This is a genomic window from Nonomuraea sp. NPDC049419 (genome assembly GCF_040676995.1).
Lineage (GTDB): Bacteria > Actinomycetota > Actinomycetes > Streptosporangiales > Streptosporangiaceae > Nonomuraea > Nonomuraea salmonea.
On the sequence record NZ_JBFAQB010000024.1, the window covers coordinates 1 to 23,381 of the forward strand.

Here is a 23,381-nt window from a genome sequence, read left to right on the forward strand (position 1 = left end):
TTCGTTCTTCTTGGTCGTTGAACCAACTACCGGAGACCTCTTCGTTCAACGATCACCGACACGCCTCACACGTGATCTTTCGAAACACGGCCTAGTCCACCTGGAAGCCCTGCTCGTTGCCGTACTGGATGCAGCGCTGCCGCCACTGCTCCAGGACCTCGGCGAGCGAGCCCTTGCCGGTGGTGTAGAACGGCGAGGCGAGGTCGCCGTAGATCGAGCGCGCCCACTCGAAGAACGGCGGATACTGCCAGTCGTCGGCGACGATCTCGGTGGCCTCGGCGAGCACGCCGCCGACCTTCTGGCCGCCGAAATACTCGTTGGCCTTGCCGGTGAAGGTCTCGTTCTCCAGCACCGACAGGTTCGGCACGAACGCGCCCGAGTCGACGCGGGTCTGCAGGCCGCCGCCGTGCGCGAAGTATTCGAGGAAGGCGAAGGCCGCCTCCTTGTGCTCGGCCGCCTCGGGGATGCCGAACGAGCTGCCGCCGTTCGCCGCGCCGACCTTCTCGCCCTCCTGCCACTGCGGCATCAGGGCCACCTTGAAGTCGCCCGCGGCCTTCGGCGCGCGTTCCGGCAGCGTTGAGGTGAGCCAGCCGCCCATGGTCTGGGTGGCGAGGGTGCCGTCGTTGAGCGTCCGGTTCCAGTCGTCGGACCAGCCGGTGATCTTGGTGTTGATCAGGCCCTCGTCCAGCATCTTCTGCCAGAAGGCCACGGCCTTGGTGGTGCCGGGGTCGGTGAAGTCGATGTGCACCTTGGTGCCGTCCACCTTGAAGGGGCGGCCGCCGGCCTGCCAGATGAGCGAGAGCAGGAAGAAGATGTCGCCGGTGTCCTGGGCGATGTAGTAGTCGTCGCCCAGCTCGCGGATCTTCTTGGCCGCCTCGTAGTACGCCTCCCACGTGGCCGGGGGCTCGTCGATGCCGGCCTTCTTCAGCGTGGCCTCGTTGTAGAACATCGCCGAGGGGCCGTAGTCGGACGGCAGCGCGTACACCTTGCCGTTGACCGTCACGTCGTTCCACGCGGCCGGCACGTAGTCGGCCTTCAGCTTGTCCGCGCCGAGTTCGCCGAGGTCGGCCAGCTTGCCGGGGACCGCGAAGTACGGCACCGCGAAATACTCGAACATCACCAGATCCGGCACGCCGGAGCCGGCCTGGATGGCGTTGTCGAGCGCCTTGTACTCGTCCTGCGACGAGCCCGCGTTGACGACCTCGACCTTGATGTTCGGATGCGCGGCCTGGAAACCGGGCACGGCGCGCTCGACGGTGCCGTCCCAGCTCCAGACGGTGATCTTCACCTGTTCGCCGCCGTCCGCGCCTGCCTGTCCGCCGCCGCCCGAGCACGCGGTCAGCGCGAGCATCGGCATGAGTGCCGCGCAGAGGAGTTTGAGCTTCCGGGAGAGCCGCATGGGGTCTCGCCTCTCGTCCTGAGCCGGTTACGAAATTCTTTCGCAACATGTTCGGTGTTGCGGAGGACCATAGGTGTCGTTTCTGTCCGGTGTCAACGGGTGATCCTGCGCGATCGGGGCCGTGGTAGGTTTACGAAACAATTTCGGTGGAAGCCCGGAAGGAGCCTTGATGGGACGACGGGGTCGTTCTGAGCGCGTCACCTTGGCCGACGTCGCGCGGCTGGCCGGCGTCTCGCCGACGACGGCCTCGAAGGTGCTCAACGGGCGCAGCGACGTGGGCGCGAAGACCCGCGAGCTGGTGCTGGGCGTCATGGCCGAGATCGGCTACAAGCCGACGGCGGTCCGGCACGAGCAGTCCCGCGACAACACGCTGGTCACCGTGCTCGACATCGTCGAGTCCCGCTACGCCGGCACGGTGCTGCAGGGCATCCTGCTGGCCGCGACCACCGCGCGGGCCGAGCTGCTGCTGCGCCTGCCGCCCGGCGAGCCGGTCAGCACCAGCCGTACGGCGGCCCGTACCTGGGTCGAGGAGCAGCAGGCGTCGGGTGTCGTCGGCGTGATCGCGCTGGCCGTCGCCGTGCCCGACCCGGTGCTGCTCGCCGCCGACGACCTCGGCCTGCCCATCGTCACGATCGACCCCATCGACACCACCGAGTCGCGCCTGGTCAGCATCGGCTCCACGAACTGGGCGGGCGGCCGCTCCGCGACCGAACACGTCATCAAGCTCGGCCACCGCAGGATCGGCTGGATCGGCGGCCCGCTGGGTTCGGCCCCTTCGCTCGAACGTTTCCACGGCTACCAGGCCGCGCTCGACTCGGCCGGCGTCACCCCTGACCGCGCGCTGGTCCGCCACGAGGCGTTCTCCGTCGAGGCGGGGCGGCGCCACGGCCGCGACCTGCTCGCGCTCGCCGACCGGCCCACCGCGATCGTCGCGGGCAACGACGAGATAGCGGTCGGGGTGCTCGCCGCGGCCGGTGACCTGGGCATCTCCGTGCCGGGGCAGCTGTCGGTGACCGGCTTCGACGACACGCCGCAGACGCAGTGGACGACGCCGCGCCTCACCTCCGTCCGCCAGCCCCTGGAGGGCATGGGCCGGATGGCGGTGGAGACCGTGCTCGGCATGGCCGAGGGCGTCCAGCCCGCCTCCCGGCACCTGCAGCTCGCGACCAGCCTCAGCGTCCGCGACTCGACGGGCCCGGCCCCCGCCTGATCAGATCGCCGAAAGTTACTCTTGTTTTCTGTGAACGTTATCGCTTACGTTGCTGCTGCAAACGTAACCGATAACGATTCCCCCTAGTGAGGCGGTATGGCCCTGGGCGGCTCGCCCGTGACCATGAGCGACGTCGCCCGGCTCGCGGGCGTCTCGACCACGACGGTCTCCCGGGTGGTCAACGGGCGGTACGGCGTCAGCGCGCGCACCATCGCCCAGGTCCGCTCGGCGATCGAGCGGCTCGGCTACGAGTCGAGCCTGGTGGCGACCAGCCTGCGGCGCAGCAGGACCGACGTGCTCGGCCTGGTGACGCACAGCTTCCAGTCCTACACCGCCGAGGTGCTCAAGGGCGTGATGGACGCCCTGAGCCGATCGGGCCTCGACCTGATCATCTACGCCGACAGCGACCTGTACGGAACCTACGCCGAGGGATGGGAGCAGCGGCACCTGGCCCGCCTCGCGGGCACGCTGACCGACGGCTGCATCGTGGTCACGCCCTCGGGCGAGATCCGCAGCGGCATCCCGGTCGTCGCCATCGACCCGGCGAAGGACTCGCAGGTGCCGTCGGTCACGGCCGCCAACTTCGAGGGCGCCACCGCGGTGGTCGAGCACCTGCTCGGCCTCGGGCACCGGCGCATCGCGTTCATCGCGGGCCGCGCCGAGCTGGCCGCCTCGTGGTCACGCGAGGAGGGCTACCGCAAGGCGCTGGCCCGCGCGGGCGTCCCGGCCGACCCTTCCCTGATCGCGCAGGGCGACTTCAACCCCGACTCCGCGGCGCCGCTCGCGCGGGCGCTGCTGGCGCGGCCCGACCGGCCGACCGCGATCTTCGCGGCGAACGACGGGATGGCGCTGAAGACCCTGGAGGTCGCCAAGGAGCTGGGGCTCAGCGTCCCCGGCGACCTGTCGATCGCCGGCTTCGACGACATCCCCGAGTCGGCGCTGGCCCAGCCGGGCCTCACCACGGTGGACCAGTCGGTGTACCGGCTCGGCCTCGAGGCCGCGCGCATGCTCAAGGCGCTGGTGCGCGGCGGCTGGGACGGCCCCGGCCAGATCGTGCTCCCGACCCGGCTGATCGTGCGCGGCTCGACCGCGCCGCCGAGGAGCGCCATGTGATCGTGAAGCCACGCGATGTAGTGGCGTCACGCCGCACCTGACACCCGCGGCAACGGGCGTCAGGCGGGCAAGCGGATCCCACGACGGAATGGAGGTGCGAAACACCCACAACACAGAGTCCACCGCATGAATCAGGCCGACCATCCGGGCTGCAACCGTGGCCGGCCGTCAAGGGAGTTTTTGCATGCCTTCGTTAGAATATCACGGCAGGTCACGCCTGCTCCGGCTCACCGCCGCGATCACCGCGGCCCTCGTCGCGCTCGCGGTGGCGGTGCTCGCCCCGCGACCGGCGATCGCCGACACCCCGTGGCTGGCCGTCTCGGAGGACGGCTACGCCTCGTTCACCGTTCCCGTCTCCGCCGTCGAGGCCGCCGTCGGCGGCTCGGTGTCGTCGGTCCTCATCGAGGGGAACTTCGGGCCCTCCGCCGCGTGGGCGGAGTTCGGGCTGACCCGCCGAGGTGCCGCCTTCTCCGGCGTGCTCGGCCCGCTCAAGCCGGGCCTGTACACCTACCAGGTCACGGCCGACGAGACCAAGGGCGTCAAGGACCCGACCAACGCCACCACCGTGGCCTCCAAGCCGCTGTGGAGCACGTTCTTCGTGGCCGGCGAGCAGGCCGCCCCGCTGGCGGACGTGCCTGAGGGGCAGGGCGGCACGGTCGAGACCCTCACCTACGCCAAGGGCTCGGCCCTGGTCTGGACGCCGCGCGGCTACACCGGCAAGGGCGCCAAGAAGTACCCGGTGCTCTACCTCGACACCGCGGGCATCGCCGCCGGCGACTGGCTGGACCTCGGCCGCGCCAAGCAGATCCTCGACAACCTGTCGGCCCGTAAGGCCATCGAGCCGATGGTGGTCGTGATCGGCGAGAGCGGCAAGGAGCTGAGCAAGGCGGTCGCCGGCCGCTACCGCGTCCACCGCGGCCCCGCCCACCAGGCGATCGCCGGCGCGGGCGAGGGCGGCACGAACGCGCTGCGCGCAGCCCTCGGCCACCCCGCCGAGTACGCCTACGCCGGCTCGTTCTCGGGCCTGCTGACCGAGGCCGCCGGCAAGCCCAAGCCGCACCTCAAGCTGCTGCGCCTCTACACCGGCAACGTGACGGACCCGGCGTACAACGCGACCGTCCGGCTCACCAAGGCGCTCGACCGCGCCCGCGTCTCCTACGAGTTCGACGGGGTCAACCCCGACGCGGGGGCGAACTGGAACGCCTGGCAGGAGAACCTGATCGACTTCCTGCCGCGCCTGTTCCGCAACGTCCGCGATCACGGCCCGAGCGACGGGCACGGAAGGCTGAAGGGCGAGTTCGCCCCGCCGCCTCCGGGCACGACGCCGACGCCGTTCGTGACCGACGACGGCTTCGTCACGTTCGAGACCACCACCGAGTTCGCCGCCGCCAAGCAGGTCAAGGTGTGGGCGAACTGGGCGCCCGGCGGCAGCTGGCTGCGCATCCACCTGACCAAGGCGGGGGACCGGTGGCGGGGGACCGTCGGCCCGCTCGACCCGTGGTTCTACTACTACCGGTTGATGGTGGACGGCACCTCGATCAAGGACGCGTCGAACCCGACCAAGGTCACCACCGAGCCGACCTGGAGCACCTTCCTCGTCAACGGCGAGCAGGCCCGCCTGCTCACGGACGTTCCCGAGGGCCAGGGCGGCAAGGTGGAGAGCCTGACGTACCAGAGCACGGTCGCGAACCAGGAGCGGACCGCGCTGGTGTGGACCCCGCCGGGCTACGACCCTGACCGCGCGGAACCGTACCCCGTCTTCTTCCTCCAGCACGGCGGTGGCCAGAACTACACCGACTGGACCGAGATGGGGCGGGCCAAGCAGATCCTCGACCATCACTTCCTCGACGGGAAGATCGTGCCGATGGTCGTGGTGATGGGCAACGGCAACGTCTCCGACTTCAACCGCGAGCTGCTGGAGAACATCGCCCCGGCGGCCCAGGCTCGCTACAACATCTCTGACGACCCGTCGCAGCAGGCGCTGGCCGGGCTGTCGATGGGCGGCGGCCAGACGTTCGGCATGCTCAAGGCGCATCCCGGGCGGTTCGCGTACATCGCGGCGTTCTCGGCCGGCTTCGGCAGCGGCGCGGGCGTCGACGCCGAGGCGATCAACAGCGGCACCAAGCTGCTGCGCCTCTACATCGGCGACCAGACGGACTTCGTCTACCCGTCGCTCGCCTCCACCCTGGCCACCCTGGACGACCTCGGGATCCGCTACGAGTTCGACGGCGTCACCCCGGGACCGCACGGCTGGGACGTCTGGCAGAAGAACCTCATCGACCTGGCACCCCGCCTGTTCAAGCGCTGAGCCAGGCGGTTCTGCCCCGGCAGAGCCGTGTTAGCGCTCACATGAGGACCGGCGACGGGGCACGGAAGCCATCCGTGCCCCGTCCGCCGATCACTCGGCCCCACCGGTGGCGCACGAATCCCCGCGTGCGCCGCGATCGCAAGGAAAACACCACATGAAGAAGACACGGCTCTCCACCGCGGCGCTCCTGCTCGCCGCCGCGACCGCGCTCGCGGGCTGCGCTCCCGACCCGGGCGGCGGCGGTGGCACGGACGCGAACGCCACCAAGGCCGCCACGAACGGCGCCACCAACGACAACGGCAACAGCGCGAGCAACTGCACGAACACCATCCCCAAGAAGGACCTGCCGGTCGTCACGATGTGGGGCTGGTATCCGAACACGCAGCTCGTCGTCGACAACTTCAACAAGCAGAGCAGCGACGTCCAGGTCTGCTGGACCAACGTGGGCCAGGGCAGCGACGAGTACGAGAAGTTCCAGACGGCGATCGCGGCGGGCACCGGCGCACCCGACGTCATCATGATCGAGATGGACCGCATCCCGACCTTCCAGATCCAGAACGCGCTGGTCGACATCAAGCAGTACGGCTACGACTCCGTCAAGGCCGACTACGGCGACGGCGCGTGGAAGGACGTCTCGGTCGGTGACGCGATCTACGGCGTGCCGGTCGACGGCGGCCCGCTGGCGATGATCTATCGCAAGGACATCTTCGACAAGTACAAGATCAAGCCGCCGAAGACGTGGGCCGAGTACGAGGAGGCGGCCCAGAAGGTCAAGGACGCGGGCGGCCCGGCTTTCGGCGACTTCGCCGCCAACGTCTCGGCGCTCACCATGGCGCTGCAGATCCAGAAGGGCGCCAAGCCCTTCACCTACGACCCGGCGCAGAAAGAGACGATCGGCATCAAGCTGAACGACCAGGCCTCCAAGGACGTGCTGGAGTACTGGGGGCGGCTGGCCGGCAAGGGCCTGGTCGGCACGCAGGACCAGTTCACGCCCGAATACATCTCCGGCGTCATCAACGGCAAGTACGCCACCTACATCTCGGCCGCCTGGGCGCCCGGCTACCTCACCGGCGCCGGCGTCGGCAAGGGCGAGGACACCGGCAAGTTCGCGGTGGCGCCGCTGCCGCAGTGGGACCCCGCCAACCCGGTGCAGGTCAACTGGGGCGGGTCGGCGTTCTCGGTGACGACCCAGGCCAAGAACCCGGAGCTGGCGGCGAAGGTGGCCTATGGGCTCTACGCCGACAAGGAGTCGCTCACCGACGGCTGGACCAACCAGATCATCTTCCCGCTGAACCTCAAGGCGCTGAACGACCCGGCGTTCGAGGAGCTGAAGGTCGAGTTCTTCGACGGCCAGCAGGCGAACAAGGAGGTGTACGTCCCGGCGGCGAACGCCTACCAGGGCGTCACCTACAGCCCGTTCGGCCAGTACTACTTCGACGCCATGACGAAGCAGGTCAGCGCGCTCATCGACGGCTCCGTCACCGCCGCGCAGGCCGCCGACCGGCTGCAGGAGGACGTGGCCGGCTACGCCAAGGAACAAGGCTTCACCGTCCAGTGACGTGACGCGTCCGGCCGCCGCCAGTCGTGCGGCGGCCGGCCCGTATCCGACCCTCAGTCTTCCCCGGAGCCAGAAATGACCATCATGATGGAGAAGAGTGCGCCACGCACCCAGGACAGGAAATCGAGCAGTCGCGGCAAGGTGCGCCTTCGCGAGCATCTGATGGGGTGGCTCTTCGTCGGGCCGTTCGGGCTCGTCTTCCTGGCGCTGCTCATCGCGCCGCTGTGCTACGCCTTCTATCTCAGCCTGTGGCAGAAGCGGCTGATCGGCGGCACCAGCTTCGTCTTCCTCGACAATTACGTTAAGGCGTTCACCGACCCCAGTTTTCTGTCCGGCACCTGGTTCGTCATCCGCTTCTCGCTGGTCTCCATCCCGCTGCAGATCATCGTCGCGCTCGTGATGGCCCTGATCCTGGACTCGGTCACCTCGCGGTTCGCCCGCTTCTCGCGCCTGATGATCTTCCTGCCGTACGCGATCCCGACGGTCATCGGCGCGGTCATGTGGGGCTTCCTCTACAGCAAGAGCTTCGGCCCGCTGACCGACATCTTCAGCCTGTTCGGCACCACCGCGCCGGACTTCCTCAGCAGCAACCTGATCTTCTACGGCCTGGTCAACATCGTGACCTGGCAGTGGGCCGGCTACTACATGATCATCCTGTACGCCGCCCTCCAGGGCATCGACCCGGCCCTCTACGAGGCCGCCCGCATGGACGGCGCCGGCGGCCGGCAGATCGCGCTGCGCATCAAGATCCCGCTGATCGCCCCCGCGCTGCTGCTCATCCTCGTCTTCTCGCTCATCGGCACCCTGCAGTTCTTCAACGAGCCGCAGATCCTGCGCTCGCTCGCGGCCGGCACCATCGGCCCCGACTTCACCCCCAACATGTACGCCTACCAGCAGGCCTTCGGCCTGGCGAACTTCACCTACGGATCGGCGATCTCCTTCGCCCTCGGCGGGGTCATCTTCGCCGGCGTCTACGCCTTCCTGTTCTTCACCCGCAAGCGGAGGACCTTCCTGTGATGAGTGACCGCTCACCCGCCGGCACCCGTCGCCGGCCGAACCGCAACCTGCCCCTGCACCTCCTGCTCGCCTTCCTGGTCGTGTACTTCCTGGTGCCGTTCTGGTGGGTCGTCGTCAACAGCTCCAAGGACGCGGCCGGCCTGTTCTCCGGCGGCAACACCCTCTGGTTCTCGGGCAACGTCGACTACCTCGGCAACCTGCAGCAGCTGTTCACCTACGACAACGGCATCTACGCCAGGTGGATACTCAACTCCACCCTGTACGCCCTGGCCGGCGGCATCGGCGCGACCGTCCTGGCCGTCATGGCCGGCTACGGGTTCGCCAAGTACCGCTTCGCCGGCCGGCGCTTCAGCTTCTCGCTCGTCCTCGGCGCGCTGATGGTGCCGGCGACGGCGCTGGTGATCCCGACGTTCATGATGTTCTCCGAGTTCGGGCTGACCAACACGATCTGGGCGGTCATCCTGCCGTCGCTGCTCAACCCGTTCGGCGTCTACCTCATGCACGTCTACGCGCGCGACGCGGTGCCGAACGAGATCCTGGACGCGGCCCGCGCCGACGGGGCCGGCGAGATCCGCACGTTCATCAGGGTCGCGTTCCCGCTGATGCGGCCCGCCGTGGTCACCGTGCTGCTGCTGTCGGCCGTCGCCTCGTGGAACAACTACTTCCTGCCGCTCGCCATGCTGTCGGACAACCGGCTCTTCCCCGTCACCGTCGGGCTCGGGCTCTGGCAGGGCATCGCCTCGGCCAACAACGCGGGCACCACCTCGCTGTGGAGCCTCATCATCCTCGGCGCGCTCGTGTCGATCATCCCGCTCGTCATCTCGTTCTTCGTCCTGCAGCGCCACTGGCGCGGCGGCCTGTCCGTCGGCGGCCTGCGCTAGGAGCTCTCAGGACGCGGGGTGCGGATCGCCCAGGTAGGGGAACCGGTCGAGCGTGTCGGTGTGCGGGCTCAGGCCGGTGGGCGGCGCCTCGTTCTTCGTGAGGAACGCGACGCGGATGTCGATGACGTCCTCGGTGAACGTCCGGCCGTTGGGATAGGCGGCCGGCTTCGCCGGGTCGAAGTGCAGCACGTCCGGCAGCAGGCCGTGCTCGTCGATCGCGGCGATCGCCTCCTCGCGCGAGTAGCCGCCGGTGTGGCCGAGCAGGTGCACGAACGGGTCGGTCCACCGCTCCCGGTCGCCGGCCGGCTCGCTCGCGTTGTACTCCTCCTTGGTGTCGTCGGTGTTGAAGAAGCTGCTCATCGACGGGTGCCCGGCCCGGTCCACGTGCACGAGCCGGCCGTCGCGGCGGACGCTGCACCGGCCCCAGAGGTGCAGCTCGGGCCGGGGCGCCAGCGCGTCGGTGGGCAGCTCGACGGCCATGGAGAAGACGTTCGCGGTGACGTTGGAGTCGACGCCCGTCCACGGTGACGTCCCGCTCAGGTGCGGCGCGGTGAAGTTGCGCTTGCCGCTGGTGTCGAACAGGTTCTTGATGCCGTCGAAGTCGAAGAAGAAGGCGTCGCTGCGGCTGCCGGCCGCGATGATGTGATGCCCGGCCGTCACCACGTTCGCCTCGGGGCCGAACGAGACGCCGGCGTCCTGCACGATCTCGGTGCCGCCCGGCTCAGGGTCGCGGGCCTGCTCGCCGGTCGCCAGGTACACGCTGTAGGTCTGGGAGCCGTCCGGTCCCGGCTCGCCGAACACCCAGCTGAACGCGATGTCGGTCAGATAGTCGCCGTCGTTGTCGATGTTCAGGCGGTAGACGGCGTCCGGGTGCAGGGCGTCGGCGTTGGGGTTGGCGTTGAGGATGAGCACCGTCCTGCCCGGGTCGCCCGGCGCCTGGAAGGCGTACAGGTCGCACAGGTCGAGGCGCTGGTCGCCGAGTGGCGGCCCGAGGCTGAGGCCGGTGAAGTGGTTGGACATGACTGATCCTCCCAGCGGCTGCCGGTTCGTTGCGAGACCTTCCTTGTCACGCTAGGTGAGAGGTGGCAAACGGCGGCGAAAGCCGCAGTTGTCCGCTTGCCGGGTCTTGAGGAGTGATGTTGCCGCGTGGCAAAGTGGCCTTTGCCACGCGGCAAAGAGCGTTTTGCGAGGAGGTGGGCGGTCGTGGTCACCCAGCGGGACGTGGCGCAGCTGGCGGGGGTCTCCGTGCGTACCGTGTCCAACGTCGTCAACAACTTCCCGCACGTCTCGCCGCACACCCGGGCCCAGGTGCAGCGCGTGCTGGACGAGCTCGACTACCGTCCCAACGTCGCCGCCCGCAGCCTCAACCTGGGCCGGTCCCGGCTGCTCGCCCTCGTGCTGCCGCTCGACGTGCCGTACTTCACCGAGCTGGCCGGCCACGTGGTCGACCAGGCAGAAGAGCGCGGCTACACGGTGCTCATCGACGGCACTGAGGGCATGGCCGAGCGCGAACGGCAGATCCTCATGCGGCGCGACCGGTCGGCGCTGTTCGACGGGTTCATCTTCAGCCCCATCGGCCTGACCGGGAACGAGCTGCGCCGCTGGGCCGGCGACTGCCCTGCCGTGCTGCTGGGAGAGCTGCGGCTGCCGGACGTCGACCACGTCGGCATCGACGACACCGCCGCGGCCCGCGCGGTCACCTCCCACCTCGCCTCCCTGGGCCGCACCCGGGTCGCCGTCATCGGCGTGCCGCACCCGCCGCCGCCCGACGCCCTCGACGCGCCGGCCGGGCGGGAGACCTCGGTGCATCGCGCGGCCGGGTACGAGCAGGGGCTCGCCGACGCGGGGCTGCCCTACCGGCCCGAGCTGGCCGTACGGGTCCGGCACTACCAGCGCGAGGACGGCCGGCGCGCGATGGAAGACCTGCTCGCCCTGCCGGAGCCGCCGGACGCCGTCTTCTGCGCCAACGACCTGCTCGCCATCGGCGCCGTGCACGCCGTGCTCGCCGCCGGGCTGCGCGTCCCCGAGGACGTCGCCGTCGCCGGCTTCGACGGCATCGAGGAGGGCCGGTACGCCAACCCTGCCCTGACCACCGTCGAACCCGACAAGCGGCGCATCGCCGAGCTGGCCGTGACCCGGCTGCTGGAGCGGGTCGAGGGCGGCGCGGGCGAGCCCGTGCACCTGGAGGCGCCCTGGCGGCTGGCGGTCGACGCCAGCACCGCGGGCCGCCGAATCGCATGACGTCGATCACCCTCCACGAGAAAGTGAGCATCGTGCCCGACAGCCCCGAAGTGCCCCGCCCGGAGTACCCGCGCCCGCAGTTCGTCCGTACCGAGTGGCAGTGCCTGAACGGAACCTGGCAGTTCGAGCGGGACGCCGGCGACTCAGGACTGGAGCGCGGGCTGCTGGAACGGGACCTGTCCGGCGAGATCGTCGTGCCGTTCTGCCCCGAGGCGCCGCTGTCCGGCATCGGCGACCCCGACTTCCACCCGGCCGTGTGGTACCGCCGCACCGTGCGGGTGCCGGAGGAGTGGGCGGGCCGGCGGGTGCTGCTGCACTTCCAGGCCGTGGACCACGACGCCACCGTGTGGGTGGACGGCGTCGAGGCGGGCCGGCACCGGGGCGGGTTCACGCCGTTCAGCTGCGACCTGGCCGCCGCGGCCGATCCCGGGCACACGTACACGGTGGTCGTCAGGGCCAGGGACCCGCGCACCGGTCCGCAGGCACGCGGCAAGCAGGTCCGCACGTACGAGGGGCACGGCCCGTGGTACGGCCGCACCACCGGCATCTGGCAGACGGTGTGGTGCGAGCCGGTGCCCGGCGTCCACCTCGGCCGGCCGCGCATCACCCCGAACGTCGCCGCGTCCGCGTTCCGCGTCACCGTCCCCGTCTCGGCGAACCGGCCGGGACACCAGGTCCGGGTCACCGTCTCCGACGCGGCGGGCGAGGTCGTCCAGTCGCGGGTCCGCGCCGACCTCGACCTCGCCGCCGAGCTGTGGCTGCCGCTGCCCGCCGACCGGGTACGCCTGTGGTCCCCCGACGACCCTCACCTGTACGACCTGCGCATCGACCTGCTCGACGCCTCAGGCGCGGTCGCCGACACCGCCGCCGGCTACGCCGGGCTGCGCTCGGTCTCCATCGACGGGCACGCCATCCTGATCAACGGCGTCTCCGTCTTCCAGCGGCTCGTGCTCGACCAGGGCTACTACCCCGACGGCCTGATGACCGCCCCCTCCGACGAGGCCCTGCGCCGCGACATCGAGCTGGGCATGGCCGCCGGCTTCAACGGCGCCCGGCTGCACCAGAAGGTGTTCGAGGAGCGCTATCTCTACCACGCCGACCGGATGGGCTACCTCGTCTGGGGCGAGTTCGGCGACTGGGGCGCCGACGTCGGCGGGCCGCCCGGGGACAACCAGCAGCCGACCGCGTCGTTCGTCACCCAGTGGCTGGAGGCCGTCGAGCGCGACTACTCCCACCCGTCCATCGTCGGCTGGTGCCCGCTCAACGAGACCGCGCAGCGCCGGCACGACCGCATCACCGTGCTGGACGACGTCACCCAGGCCATGTACCTCGCCACCAAGGCGGCCGACGCCACCCGTCCCGTCCTCGACGCCTCCGGCTACTCCCACCGCGTGCCCGGCGCCGACGTCTACGACTCGCACTGCTACGAGCAGGATCCCGAGCTGTTCGGCAAGATGATGGACGGGCTCGCCGAGGGCCGCCCGTACGTCAACGCAGACGCCGACGGGACGCCGTGGTCGGTGCCGTACCAGGGGCAGCCGTACTTCTGCAGCGAGTTCGGCGGCATCTGGTGGAACCCCGACGTACGGCAGGGCGAGTCGTCCTGGGGGTACGGCGAGCGTCCCGCCACCGAGGAGGAGCTGCAGCGGCGCTTCGCCGGGCTGGCCGGGGTGCTGCTGGACGACCCCCGCATGTTCGGCTACTGCTACACGCAGCTCACCGACGTCTTCCAGGAGCAGAACGGCATCTACCGCTTCGACCGCACCTCGAAGCTCGACGTCGCCCGCATCCGCGCCGCCCAGCAGCGCCCGGCCGCGATCGAACAAGCCGAACGCCCGGCGGCCGGCTGACCTCCGGGCCGGGGGACCCATCCGCCCGCCGAGCCCGCCGCGGCGATCGCGACCCCCACCCGCACACCGATCCCCGAGGCGAACCCATGGCGGTGATCGTGCATGGGAGCTTGGTTCTGGGAAGAGACTGGTGGTGGAACCAAGGTCCGGTCAGGAGAACGCCATGACCAAGCCCGCGAAGCCGCGCGGCCCCCGCGCCGGGGACCCTCGTCCCGGCGCGGGGAAACCCCGCCCAGAAGAGCGTTCTGGGGAGCCGCGGCGCGTCCAGGTGCTGCTCTCGCCCGCCAACGTGTGGCGGGTCGGGTTCGCCGTCGTCGCGGTCGTCGTCGTGGTGTACCTGATCCGCTTCATCCTCATCGACGCCGGATCGCTGGTCGTCGTGGTGGTGATGGCCTGGTTCCTGTCGCTGGCGATGGAGCCCGCCGTCGGCCGCCTGTCGCGGCACATGCGGCGCGGCGCCGCGGCCGTCCTGGTGATGATCGGCATCGCGGTGTTCGCCGGGCTGTTCCTCTACCTGTTCGGGAACCTGTTCGTCGAGCAGGCCGCGCTGCTCGTGCGCGCGCTGCCGGAGGTGGTGACCGGCGCGATCGACTGGGTCAACGGCAGATTCGGTACGCGCTACGACATCTCCAACATCCTCAGCTCCATCAACCTCACCCCGCAGCAGGCCGCCACCTACGCCCAGGACCTGGTCGGCGGCGTGCTGGGCCTGCTCGGCACGATCACTGCCGCGGTGTTCAACACCTTCGCCCTGCTGCTGCTCACCTTCTACTTCTCCGCCGACGGCCCCCGGCTGCGGCGCTGGCTCGCCCAGCTCCTGCCGGGCCGCATCCAGCAGGTCTTCCTGACCGTGTGGGACGTGTCGCTGGTCAAGACCGGTGGCTACGTCTCCGCCCGGCTCATCCTCGCCACCATCAACGCCAGCACCTCGGCCCTGGTGTTCTCGCTGATCGGCATGCCGTCGTGGCTGGCGCTCGGCGTGTGGACGGGCGTGGTGGCGCAGTTCGTCCCGACGATCGGCACGTACATCGCGATCGCCCTGCCCACGGTGGTCGGCCTGGTCTCGCCGAGCCCCTGGATCGGGGTGGCGGCGCTGGCCTGGGGGATCCTGTACCAGCAGGTGGAGAACCTGACGCTGGAGCCGCGTATCAGCGGCCGGTCGGTGAACATGCATCCCGGGGTCGCGTTCGCCGGGGTGCTGCTGGGGGCGCAGCTGTTCGGGGCGGTGGGCGCGCTGCTGGCGGTGCCGGTGCTGGCCATGCTGCTGTCGCTGGTCGACACGTTCGTCTCGCGCAAGGAGATGATGCCGGTCTTGCCCGAGGTGCCGGAGGCGTACCTGGACGAGGACGAGGGCCCCGCCGACCCCCCGCCACCCGGCTCGCAGCCGGAAGCTGGCACGGAAGCGGGCACGGGAGCGGGCACGGGAGCGGGCACGGCGGGCGCGAAGGACGACCGGCCCGCCGTCGGCTCCGCGCCGCCCCGCCCGCCGGGCGGCACCACATGAGCGTCGGGTGAGCTTCGCCCCGGCCGCGCGGCGCTAGGCGAGGTTCGCCTCCCCGCCCACCGGGGAGCGGGCCTCCAGCTCGGCGGCCTCGCCGGCGGCCTGGGAGCGCTGCTTGAGCTCGGCCTCGTACACGTGCCGCCGCCCGCCCGTCAGCCGGTCCCGCACCTCCTTCTCGACCGCGCGGAACGTCGCGTAGTAGTCGTCGTCGTACGCCTCCACGATCTGGAACGTCCAGCGCCCGGGCAGCACGTCGCGGCCGACCAGCTCGGCCGCGAGGAGCCTGGCCAGCTCGTCCTGCCCGGCCTCGCGCAGCAGCCCCACGGCCTCGTGCAGGGTCGCGTGGGCGGAGCCGGTGAGCTGGTGGAAGGAGTAGAGGTGCCCCCGTGCGCGCTCGACCGTCTCCAGCGCCTCCGACACCAGACCGGCGGCGCGTACCGCCTGGTCGTCCGCGTCGTCCGGCCGGCGGTGGTTCTGATCGGGTGTGTATGCCATGCACTCAGCGTTACCCGCTGGCGCGCGGAGGATGCGCGGGGCCGCTGCCGTGCGCCGGCCGGGGACCGCTCCCGGGGGAGCCGGCCGATCGCGAGGACGAAGCGCCGGACGTCAGCCGCCGCCCAGATGCCGCACGATGACGTCCACGCACGCACCCAGCGCGTCCGCGCCGTCCGCCTCGTTCCAGGTCATCAGGAACGTGTTCGGCGCCTGCGCGTCGAGCAGCTGGTACGGCGTCATCCGGGTGTGCGGGCCCCGGTGGACGGCGAGCACCACGGCGACGCGCTGCTCGTTGCCGCGGAGCTCGCGTTCGGCCTCGCCCAGGATGTGCCCCTCGGTCGTCGAGGGGTCCGGCCACACCGCGACGCCGATGCGCAGCAGCGCGACCTCCACCACGCACGCGAGCCCGCCACCCGTGCGCTGGACGAGGTAGCCGAAGCGCCGGGCTCCCCTCTCCAGGTCGCCGGTGACGGTCGCGGAGAACTCGTCCACGACCGGCCTGCGCAGCTCTGGGGCCTCGGCAGGCTGATCGCCGGGCAGCGGCAGGACCTGCAGCGGGACGCCGATCGCCGCCCCGAGCGCCGCGAGACCCCGCTCATAGTCGGTCAGGTCGATCTGCTGGAAGACCGACAGCAGCGGCGGCACCGCCACCGGGCTCAGCACGACGGGCAGCACCCTGATCTTGCCCTGTGCGGCCCGGTCCACGGCCGCGGCGACCTCCAGCTTCACCCACTCCTTCGTCAGCGACGCCGGCGAGAGCAGCGCCAGGAAGCAGTCGCTGCCCTCCAGCCCGGCATCGATGGCGGCGGCGAAGGGCGTACCGGGGGCGATGCTGTCCGGCGCCATCCACACGGTGACCCCGGCCGCGCGGAGGTCGGCGGCCAGCCTGCGGGCGCGTTCGAGGTCGGGGCCGGCCGCGTAGCTGACGAAGACACGTGTCACCTCCTCATTGGAGCGTGCCGGGCAGGGAGCGGCAAGCCGTTCAGGAGGGGAGGTCGTAGGTGACGCCGGTGAGGCGTTCCGACAGGTCCCACAGGCGGGCGGCCGTGGCGGTGTCGTACAGGGCGCGCTCGCGGGTGCGGCGGGTGGGTTCGCCGCGGATCTGCAGGGGGCCGTCGGGCACGATGTACGAGCCGCCGGGCAGGTCGGGGACGGTGGCCGCGTACAGGGAGGTCTTGGCCCCGTCGGGAGCCGGGCGGAAGGCGGCGCGCTCGGCCAGGCGGATGGCGGCCAGGTAGAGCCGGTTGCGTGCGCTGTTGGCGCCGCCGGTCAGCACGTTCGTCCTGGTGAAGCCGGGCTCGACGGCCATGCTGCGCATCTGCAGCCCGGCGGCCTCGGCCCGGCGCTGGAGCTCCATGGCGAAGTAGAGGACCGCTCGCTTGGTGCGCCCGTAGTGGAAGGCCGAGTGGTAGGAGCGTTCCGCGTTGAGGTTGCCCAGGTCGAAGCGGGCGAACCGGTGCGCCATGCTGCCGACGGAGACCACCCGGGCGGCGGGCGCGGCGAGCAGGTGCGGCAGGAGCAGCCCGGTCAGCGCGAACGGACCCAGATGGTTGACGCCGAACTGCGACTCGAACCCGTCGGCGGTCCGCGCGTACGGCACCATCGCGATCCCCGCGTTGTTGACCAGCAGGTCGAGCCGGTCGTGATCCCACGAGGCGGCGAAGGCACGTACGGACTCCAGGCTCGCCAGGTCGAGCGGGCGCAACTCAAGCCGCGCATCGGGCACCTCGTCCCGCATCCGCCCGAGCGCGGTCGTGCCGCGCGCGGAGTCGCGGCAGGCCAGCACGACGTGCGCGCCACGGCGGCTCAGCTCGCGGGCGGTGACGTACCCGATGCCACTGTTGGCGCCGGTCACGACCACGATGCGGTCAGATTGGTCGGAAATATCGGTCAAGCTCCAAGGGCGGGGGATGCCCATGCTCGTCACCTCGCGGGGGATGCCGGTACGTACGAGAGAGCATGCCCGATCTCCGATCTTGTAGTGACCCGCGAACGTCCAGCGACCACACGATGTCGCGCCGCCGTACCGGCCGATCAGCGATCCGTCCCGTCGCGGGGCCCGGATACAGCGCTCACGGCCTGCACCCGGGCTGGGATCGTTGCGGCGGGGGGTGTCAGTACTTCTTGATCTGGTAGGAGTGGCCGGTCGCGTTGCGGTTGCCGGAGCAGGTGGCGATGGACTGTCCCGAGATGCCCGAGGAGACGACGACCCACTTGCCGTACGTGGTGCCGGTGGGACACTTGGCCACCGCCCGCACGTATCCGGAGCCACTGTTGCAGCTGGCCCAGGTCTTGTACTTCTGGTAGTAGATGCCGCTGTGGCAGTCGCTCGGCACAGGCTCGGCATGAGCGGTGCCCTGGGCCAACGGGATGACTGCGGTGATGGCCGCGGCCGTCACCACCGCCATGATCATTTTACGCATGGCGGAATGGTACTGGAAGCGCGTGTTCTGTCCGCGCCATTTGACCGGTCTCGCCCTTCGTCATGAAGGTCCGCGTGTCAGGGCCGGGCGCCCGGCCCTGACACGAAGTCCGCCGCCCGTCACGGGAGGATCGGGGTCCACTCCTTCAGCAGCGCGATGTCGTACGCGTCCACCGCCGTGTACGGGTCATCGTCCAAGATCTGCCGGAGTTCCGCCTCGTCCGCGACCTCATAGACGTGCATCGCACCCTTGTCGTCGGCCCACGGCCCCGCAGTGATCAACCGGCCCTGGTCGAACAGCGCCTGCAGATGCTCACGATGCGCCGGGCGCGCCCTCAAACGGTCATCCTCGTTCTTGAACTCCATGTACAGCACAAATCTCGCCATGGCCGTCAGATTAGTACGGAACGATCTTCGGGGCGGAGGCGGCGGCGCAGGGTTTCTACCCGTTCACCAGGTTTTGCCCGCCTGCTCCCGGACCGTGTGGTTGATCCGGTTGAAGAAGTTGGTCAGGGCGATGTGCAAGATGATCGACGACAGCTGGTCCTCGTCGAAGTGCGCGGCGGCGGCGTCCCAGATCTCGTCGGTCACGCCGGGCGCGCCGTCCTGGATGCGGGTCGCCGCCTCGGCGAGCGCCAGCGCCGCCCGCTCGGCGTCGGTGAAGAACGGCGTCTCGCGCCAGGCCACCACGCTGTGCAGACGCTCGTCGGTCTCCCCGCTCTTCTTCGCCGACGCGACCCCGGCGTACACGCAGGGGCTGCAGCCGTTGATCTGGCTGGCCCGCAGGTGCACCAGCTCCAGCACCCGCGCATCGGCGCCGCCCGCGTGGACGGCCTTGTAGAGGTGCTGGACGGCGGTGGTCACGTCCTGGTTCGGTGTCCGGTTCATGCGTGCTTGCATGGCTCTTGCTCCTTCATCGGTTACCTGTGCCCTTCCGGGCTCGTCATCCCCATGACGGAGCGAAACCGAGGAAGGTAACGACATGCCCCACATCAGCCCGGCGCTGGCCGAGACGTTCGAGGCGCAGCGCGACCGGTTGCACGCGGTCGCGTACCGCATGCTGGGCTCGCACGCCGACGCCGAGGACGTCGTCCAGGAGGCGTGGCTGCGGCTCTCCCGCCAGGACGCGGCGGCCATCCACAACCTCGCCGGCTGGCTGACCACCGTGGTGGGGCGCATCAGCCTGGACGTCCTGCGCTCGCGCCAGTCCCACCCCGAGACCTTCCTCGACGGCCCGGCGCCCGTGGTGGTGGACGACGGCGCCGTACCGGAGGACGATGTGGCGCTCGCCGACTCGGTGGGGCTCGCCCTTCTCGTCGTGCTGGCCTCGCTCACGCCGGGCGAACGGCTGGCGTTCGTGCTGCACGACCTGTTCGCGGTGCCGTTCGACGAGATCGGGCACATCCTCGGCAAGTCCGCCGCCGCCGCCAAGATGCTCGCCAGCCGCGCCCGCAGGAAGGTGCAGTCGTCCGAGCGGCCCGCTGCCACGGGACGTGAGCAGCGCGTGGTGGTCGACGCCTTCCTGGCGGCGGCGCGCGACGGCGATTTCGAGGGCCTGCTCCGCGTCCTCGACCCCGACGTGAAGCTGACGGCGGGCACCCCCGGCGGCCCGGTCGTCGTCCTCGGCGCCACCGCCGTGGCCAACGGCGCCCGCCTCCGCCTGGCCGCCGGCGTCGGCCCGAGCCGGGCGGTGCTCGTCAACGGCCTGCCCGGCGTGGTGGCCTGGCATGAGGACGGCACCCCGCTGTCGCTGTTGGCCTTCTCCGTCACCGACGGCCGCATCACCGCCATCTCCGTCGAAATCGACCCGGAGAAACTCGCCCGCATCGACCTGCCCGCATCGGCCTGACGAGCTGGAGACCCGGGGGCCGGAGAGCTGGCCCCCGGGCATGCGTCATGGGGTGGTGAAGAGCGACATCCCCACGGGCGCGCTTCTGGACCCCATGTACACCTGAGGGTTGCCGAATCTGTCGGTGGTGACCTGGAACTGGACCGAGAAGCTGTAGGACCGGGAGCACGGCCAGCCGACTCTCGGCGTGCACGTGCTGGCGTAGATGTGCCCCGTGTAATAGCGGTAATAGCTGCCGGTGGAGTCGGTGGTGATGCTCGTGCTGTCGAGGAAGAAGCCGAGGTTCTTGCCCGTGCTGTTCACGGTGGCCTTGCTGACCGTGGCGGACCAGGAAGAGGGTGACTGGTCGCTGCAGGCGTAGAAGTGGAAGTCCACCTGTCCGTAGCGGAGCTTGCTGCTTCCGGAGCCGGGATAAACGGAGAAGGTCGGCGACGTGCACGCCATGGCGCCGGCGGCGCCCGAGGCGGCGGAGGCGGCGGAGGCGGTCGCGGGGGCGAGGGCACTCGCGAGAAGCGAGAACGCCGCCACCGCGGTCGAGAATCGCGCGACACGTCGGGCCGGCCGCGCGTGGGCGATCCGGAGAGCGGGAAACGGGAAACGCATGAGGCTCCTCACGGGAGAACCGAAGTGGCGCGGCAATCCGGCTCGCAGACCATTTCGCTGCTCTTCCGGCCGGTGCCGCCGCTGGACGAGGACACCGTAGATTTCCGTTTTCGCGGCTCACAAGAAAAGGCGTGGCCGTGGGACGACGAGACGAGGAACAGGCTGCTGACCTGCTGGGACGCGAGATCCATGGGACGTGCCTGGGACGGCGAGGGCATTGCGCCGGCGGATTCACCGAGTCGCGGCGGGCCTCATCCGCACGTCGGCAGATTCGGGTGATCCTGGGTGCGCACCGCCGGCAACCACGCCTGCCCGCCGGGCACGTCGTCCAGCAGCACGCGGAACCAGCGGGTCGTGCCCACGCCCATCTCGTCCTCGACGCGGTCGCCGTCGTAGAGGATGCAGTCGGTGCGCAGGACGTCGCCGTGCCACACGCGATGATCGACGACGTTGCCGGCGGCGTACTCGCGTCGTGGATCGCGGGCCAGGCCCATGCTGCAGGCGGGCACCCGCTCGGCCTTGCTCTTGCAATCGCCCTCCACATTGTGGACCCGGACGACGGCGGTGGGAACGGTGCCGGGCCGGCTCTCCACGATGGAGGGCGGCTCCTGGCCTGCATCCGCCCTCATCAGGGCGAAGGCCGACACCCCGGCGACGGCGGCGACGATCGTGGCCACGACGGCCACCTTGACGCGGCGACGCGACCGGGGCGCCTCGGTTGTCTCTTCCGCGTCCTCGTGGATCTCCGGGCCGGGCCTGCCGGCGTCGGCCAGCGCCCACAGGCGGTGCAGCTCGCGCAGTTCCTCGCCCGTGGCTCCGCACGCCCTGGCGAACGCGTGCACCGGCCCGTACGACGCCGGCACCTTGGTGCCGGAACAGTAGCGGTGCAGGCTGGAGCGGCTGACCCCGCTCTGCCTGGACAACTGCTCGAAACTCGCGCCGGAGCGCTCCTTGAGCATCCGTAACCGGGCAGCCAGCACCTGTCCGTCGTCCGTCCCCGTCATGACGCCGATTCGCCCTCCAGCCATGAGCCGCCCGGTTTGCCCGATCACGATGGACAGAGCGGTCATAGCATGCCATCCACCGGACGAGATGGTCCTGGAAATCGGGGTGTCGTTCTCGGTCGAGGCGGACGCGGCAGGGAGCTGGGCGAGGCGGCAGGTACACCGACCTGCTCCGGCTCGGCGCGCAGGGATGGGCCTCCGACGCGTGTGCCGTCATCGGCCGCGACTTCGGCGAGGAGGGGCGGCGCGGCCTGCCGGGCACCGCCTGTCCGGACGCCCGATCAGCGGGAGCCCAAGGTGGCTCGCAACGCCTCCTCGACGGACGTCGCCGGATGCCCGATCGCGCTCTCCAGCGCCGGGCCGGTCACGTCGAACTCGCCCTTGCGGGACGCCGTGAACAGGGTCAGCATGAACTCCGCCACGGGCCGGGGCAGCCCGCTCGCCGCCATCCACTCCTCGTCGTCCACGACGACGCGCTCGATGCGCCGGCCGGTGATGCGGGTGACGATGGCGGCGACGTCGGCGAAGTCCAGTGTGCGCGGGGCGGTCAGCGGCGGGGTGATGCCGTCGAACGCGCCCTCCTCGGCCAGGGCGAGGGCGGCGGCCTCGGCAAGGTCGTCGTGGGCGGTCCACGACACCGGGCCGTCCTGCGGCACGGCGAGCGTGCCGGTCTCGAGCGCCGTTCCGATGTAGGGGTCGAGGGTGGCGGCGTAGAAGCCGTTGCGCAGGGCGGTGAAGGGGACGTCCTGCCGCTTGAGGTGCTCCTCGGTGGCCGCGTGCACCCTCTGCGGAGGGAAGAGCGAGCCGGGGGAGGCGGCCTGGTGGCTGGTGTAGAGGATGCGCCGCACGCCCGCGGCGCGGGCGGCGTCGACGGCGGCGAGGTTGGCGGCCGTGGCGGCGTCGCCGCGGATGGCGGCGGAGATCACCAGGACGCGCTCGGCGCCCTCGAAGGCGTGCTCAAGGGTGGCGGGGTCGGTGAAGTCGCCCGCCCGGACGCGTACGCCCCGCGCGGCCAGGCCGGCGGCCTTGCGCACGTCCCGCACGCTCACCCCGACCCTGTCCGCGGGTACGCGCTCCAGCAGGCGGTTGACGATCTTCGACCCGAGGCGGCCGGTGGCTCCCGTGACGATCAGCATGGAGGGACTCCCATTCTGGCTGTTTCCAGTGGAACAGAAATAACGTTAACACTGATATTTCCATTGGCAACAACAGCGGTACGGATATCATCGCTCGCATGGCGCAGACCCAGCAGCGGCGAGACCTCACCCGCGACCGCATCGTGACGACGGCGGCCGGCCTGCTGCGCGACCACGGGCCGGGAGCGGTGACCACCCGCCGCGTCGCGCAGGAGGCCGGGCTGCAACCGCCCGCCCTCTACCGCTTCTTCCCCGACAAGGAAGCGTTGCTGGACGCCGCCGCCGAGCACGTCTTCGCCGAGCACGTGGCGGGCAAGCAGGCCGCCGCGCCCACCGGTGACCCGGTGGCCGACCTGCGCGCCGGATGGGACACCCAGATCGGCTTCGGCCTGTCCAACCCCCACGTCTTCAAGCTGCTGCTCAGCCGCCCGCGCGACACCCCGGCCCAGGCGGAGGGCCTGCGGGTGCTGGCCGAGCGGGTGCACGCGATCGCCGCCGCCGGCCGCCTCAAGGTGAGCGAGGAACGCGCCGTCAACCTCATCCACGCGGCCGGCGTCGGCACCGTGCACACGTTGCTGAGCCTGCCCCCCGAGCAGAGCGACCTCCGGTTGTCCGACGCCGCCTTCGGCGCCGTCGCCGCCGCCATCCTCACCGACGAACCCGCCCCCGCCGACGACCCCGCCGGCGTGGTGGCCACCTTCCGCACCCTGCTCCCGACCCTGTCCACGCTCACCGAGGCCGAGGCCGCCCTGCTCGAGGAGTGGCTGCGCCGCTGACCTGCCCCCGGCTCTTCC

22 protein-coding genes are annotated in these 23,381 nt (G+C 70.5%); 11 read left to right on the forward strand and 11 right to left on the reverse strand.

The features are described from left to right. Positions 1 to 91 precede the first annotated feature (91 nt). A complete protein-coding gene (locus AB0K12_RS41665; RefSeq protein ID WP_364573613.1) occupies positions 92 to 1,399 on the reverse strand; it encodes a sugar ABC transporter substrate-binding protein in 1,308 nt (435 codons plus the stop codon). A 169-nt stretch (positions 1,400 to 1,568) separates the two neighbouring features. Here AB0K12_RS41665 and AB0K12_RS41670 point away from each other — a divergent pair, with 169 nt between their 5' ends. From AB0K12_RS41670 to AB0K12_RS41695, 6 genes are all read left to right on the forward strand, one after another. Then, positions 1,569 to 2,609, forward strand: coding sequence for a substrate-binding domain-containing protein (locus AB0K12_RS41670; RefSeq protein WP_364573615.1), 1,041 nt, complete (start codon positions 1,569 to 1,571; stop codon positions 2,607 to 2,609). Between the two features lie 123 nt (positions 2,610 to 2,732). Next, positions 2,733 to 3,722: a LacI family DNA-binding transcriptional regulator gene (locus AB0K12_RS41675; protein WP_364573617.1), complete on the forward strand. Its 990-nt coding sequence runs from the start codon at positions 2,733 to 2,735 to the stop codon at positions 3,720 to 3,722. Between the two features lie 184 nt (positions 3,723 to 3,906). Further along, complete coding sequence (locus tag AB0K12_RS41680; protein ID WP_364573619.1) at positions 3,907 to 6,030, forward strand: alpha/beta hydrolase-fold protein; 2,124 nt, start codon at positions 3,907 to 3,909, stop codon at positions 6,028 to 6,030. A 154-nt stretch (positions 6,031 to 6,184) separates the two neighbouring features. Next, a complete protein-coding gene (locus tag AB0K12_RS41685) occupies positions 6,185 to 7,588 on the forward strand; it encodes an extracellular solute-binding protein (protein WP_364573621.1) in 1,404 nt (467 codons plus the stop codon). A 75-nt stretch (positions 7,589 to 7,663) separates the two neighbouring features. Beyond that, positions 7,664 to 8,605, forward strand: a complete 942-nt coding sequence (locus AB0K12_RS41690) for a sugar ABC transporter permease (RefSeq protein WP_364573623.1) — start codon at positions 7,664 to 7,666, stop codon at positions 8,603 to 8,605. After that, positions 8,605 to 9,486 carry a carbohydrate ABC transporter permease gene (locus AB0K12_RS41695; RefSeq protein WP_364573625.1) on the forward strand — a complete coding sequence of 294 codons (882 nt, stop codon included), beginning with the start codon at positions 8,605 to 8,607 and terminating at the stop codon, positions 9,484 to 9,486. The genes AB0K12_RS41690 and AB0K12_RS41695 overlap by 1 nt, the downstream gene beginning before the upstream one ends. A 6-nt stretch (positions 9,487 to 9,492) precedes the next feature. Here AB0K12_RS41695 and AB0K12_RS41700 read toward each other — a convergent pair whose 3' ends face one another. Next, the gene (locus tag AB0K12_RS41700) at positions 9,493 to 10,506 is read right to left on the reverse strand and encodes a DUF4331 family protein (RefSeq protein WP_364573627.1); all 1,014 of its coding nucleotides are present in this window, start codon (positions 10,504 to 10,506) and stop codon (positions 9,493 to 9,495) included. 183 nt (positions 10,507 to 10,689) lie between these two features. On the opposite strand from AB0K12_RS41700, the gene AB0K12_RS41705 reads away from it, so the two are divergent. The 3 genes from AB0K12_RS41705 (at position 10,690) to AB0K12_RS41715 (ending at position 15,081) form a co-directional block, all read left to right on the forward strand. After that, positions 10,690 to 11,727 carry a LacI family DNA-binding transcriptional regulator gene (locus tag AB0K12_RS41705; protein ID WP_364573629.1) on the forward strand — a complete coding sequence of 346 codons (1,038 nt, stop codon included), beginning with the start codon at positions 10,690 to 10,692 and terminating at the stop codon, positions 11,725 to 11,727. 23 nt (positions 11,728 to 11,750) lie between these two features. Further along, the gene (locus AB0K12_RS41710) at positions 11,751 to 13,577 is read left to right on the forward strand and encodes a sugar-binding domain-containing protein (protein ID WP_364573631.1); all 1,827 of its coding nucleotides are present in this window, start codon (positions 11,751 to 11,753) and stop codon (positions 13,575 to 13,577) included. A gap of 163 nt (positions 13,578 to 13,740) precedes the next feature. Continuing rightward, entirely contained in the window at positions 13,741 to 15,081 is a 1,341-nt protein-coding gene (locus tag AB0K12_RS41715) for an AI-2E family transporter (RefSeq protein ID WP_364573633.1), read from the forward strand. 33 nt (positions 15,082 to 15,114) lie between these two features. On the opposite strand, the gene AB0K12_RS41720 is transcribed toward AB0K12_RS41715, so the two are convergent. The 6 genes from AB0K12_RS41720 to AB0K12_RS41745 form a co-directional block, all read right to left on the reverse strand. After that, positions 15,115 to 15,573 carry a hypothetical protein gene (locus AB0K12_RS41720; RefSeq protein WP_364573635.1) on the reverse strand — a complete coding sequence of 153 codons (459 nt, stop codon included), beginning with the start codon at positions 15,571 to 15,573 and terminating at the stop codon, positions 15,115 to 15,117. Between the two features lie 111 nt (positions 15,574 to 15,684). Then, positions 15,685 to 16,515: a toll/interleukin-1 receptor domain-containing protein gene (locus tag AB0K12_RS41725; RefSeq protein ID WP_364573637.1), complete on the reverse strand. Its 831-nt coding sequence runs from the start codon at positions 16,513 to 16,515 to the stop codon at positions 15,685 to 15,687. A 40-nt stretch (positions 16,516 to 16,555) separates the two neighbouring features. Then, positions 16,556 to 17,491, reverse strand: coding sequence for an oxidoreductase (locus AB0K12_RS41730; protein ID WP_364573639.1), 936 nt, complete (start codon positions 17,489 to 17,491; stop codon positions 16,556 to 16,558). Between the two features lie 196 nt (positions 17,492 to 17,687). Further along, a complete protein-coding gene (locus AB0K12_RS41735) occupies positions 17,688 to 17,996 on the reverse strand; it encodes a hypothetical protein (protein ID WP_364573641.1) in 309 nt (102 codons plus the stop codon). Between the two features lie 119 nt (positions 17,997 to 18,115). After that, a complete protein-coding gene (locus tag AB0K12_RS41740; RefSeq protein WP_364573643.1) occupies positions 18,116 to 18,382 on the reverse strand; it encodes a YciI family protein in 267 nt (88 codons plus the stop codon). 63 nt (positions 18,383 to 18,445) lie between these two features. After that, positions 18,446 to 18,895, reverse strand: coding sequence for a carboxymuconolactone decarboxylase family protein (locus tag AB0K12_RS41745; RefSeq protein ID WP_364573645.1), 450 nt, complete (start codon positions 18,893 to 18,895; stop codon positions 18,446 to 18,448). An 82-nt stretch (positions 18,896 to 18,977) separates the two neighbouring features. On the opposite strand from AB0K12_RS41745, the gene AB0K12_RS41750 reads away from it, so the two are divergent. Continuing rightward, positions 18,978 to 19,844: a sigma-70 family RNA polymerase sigma factor gene (locus AB0K12_RS41750; protein WP_364573647.1), complete on the forward strand. Its 867-nt coding sequence runs from the start codon at positions 18,978 to 18,980 to the stop codon at positions 19,842 to 19,844. Between the two features lie 45 nt (positions 19,845 to 19,889). Here the strand turns inward: AB0K12_RS41750 and AB0K12_RS41755 are convergent, their stop codons facing one another. The 3 genes from AB0K12_RS41755 to AB0K12_RS41765 form a co-directional block, all read right to left on the reverse strand. Next, the gene (locus tag AB0K12_RS41755) at positions 19,890 to 20,447 is read right to left on the reverse strand and encodes a hypothetical protein (RefSeq protein ID WP_364573649.1); all 558 of its coding nucleotides are present in this window, start codon (positions 20,445 to 20,447) and stop codon (positions 19,890 to 19,892) included. 251 nt (positions 20,448 to 20,698) lie between these two features. Beyond that, positions 20,699 to 21,451, reverse strand: a complete 753-nt coding sequence (locus AB0K12_RS41760; RefSeq protein WP_364573651.1) for a helix-turn-helix transcriptional regulator — start codon at positions 21,449 to 21,451, stop codon at positions 20,699 to 20,701. A 281-nt stretch (positions 21,452 to 21,732) separates the two neighbouring features. Further along, on the reverse strand, positions 21,733 to 22,587 hold the full coding sequence (locus AB0K12_RS41765; RefSeq protein WP_364573653.1) for an NAD(P)H-binding protein: 855 nt from the start codon (positions 22,585 to 22,587) through the stop codon (positions 21,733 to 21,735). 98 nt (positions 22,588 to 22,685) lie between these two features. Here AB0K12_RS41765 and AB0K12_RS41770 point away from each other — a divergent pair, with 98 nt between their 5' ends. After that, positions 22,686 to 23,363 carry a TetR/AcrR family transcriptional regulator gene (locus AB0K12_RS41770; protein WP_364573655.1) on the forward strand — a complete coding sequence of 226 codons (678 nt, stop codon included), beginning with the start codon at positions 22,686 to 22,688 and terminating at the stop codon, positions 23,361 to 23,363. The last annotated feature ends 18 nt before the right edge of the window (positions 23,364 to 23,381 follow it).